Annotated in this window: 1 pseudogene; it reads left to right on the top strand. The window is 64.7% G+C overall.

Annotated features, from left to right (window positions below):
* Positions 1-136: 136 nt before the first annotated feature.
* Positions 137-1,003, top strand: a pseudogene (locus EOA28_RS36865) (amidohydrolase); the annotation flags it as partial.

The raw sequence follows: 1,003 nt of genomic DNA, 5'->3' as shown, positions 1-1,003 counted from the left end.
GTGACGGGCAAAACTGTCGAGGGCGCGCAGCGCCTGCGTGGAGGGTATTCGCAAGAGGCCTCAGGTGAACCGAATTTGCACGAGCCGGGAAAACATATCACTTTTTGATGAGCCGCTTCACTGCTTTTCTTGCACCATGGACAAACCGGTGACGAGTTCAGCGCAGGAAACCGCGCTTGCCTGCATCGACGGCATCCAGCCGCTGCTGTCGGCCTGGACGCGCACCATCTTCGATTTCGGCGAGACCGCCTGGCGCGAATATCAATCGGCGGCCTGGTATGTCGAGCGGCTGAAGCGCGAAGGCTTCTCGGTCGAGGAAGGCTCCGGCGGCATGCCGACGGCCTTCTGCGCCCACTGGACGAATGGCGACGGCCCGGTGATCGGCATGTATGGCGAGTATGACGCCGTGCCCGGCAACTGCCAGGACGCCGCGACGGTGAAGCGGCCGCGAGAAGGCTTGGGATTTCAGGCCGGCGGCCACACCGATCCGCATTCGGGCCTCGGCATCGGCAGCCTCGGCGGGTTGCTCGCGACTAAGGCGGCGATGCTGGAGCATGGCATCAAGGGCACGCTGCGCTTCACCGGCGAGCCGGCCGAGAAGGTGCGGGGCTCGAAACCGATCCATGCGGCAAAAGGCTATTATGACGGCCTTGCCGGCATGATCTCCTTCCATCCCTTCTACATGCTGCCGCTCTGCAACACCGCGCGCTGGGACACGCATTGCGGCGCCGCCTATTCGATGATCTACCGCTTCGTCTGCGACGAGCCCGAGAATTGGGGCCGCGCGGCAAGCGACGCAGCACCCATCCCGCAGGCGCATTCGGCGGTGCGGGCGCCCGGCGCCAATGACGCGCTGATGATGATGTACATGGCCTCCAAGGCGCTGCGCGATTCCATGCTCACCCATCAGGGCGGCTGGTCGATCAGCGAGGCGATCCTGACGGCAGGGCAGGCGACCGCCGACAATCTGCCGGCCGGCCTTGCCGAGATCCAGTACATGATC

It is taken from the genome of Mesorhizobium sp. M2A.F.Ca.ET.067.02.1.1, from assembly GCF_004023285.1.
Classification (GTDB): Bacteria; Pseudomonadota; Alphaproteobacteria; order Rhizobiales; family Rhizobiaceae; genus Mesorhizobium.
Note: the sequence above shows the minus strand (reverse complement) of the source record. Positions and strands in the feature narration are given on the sequence as shown.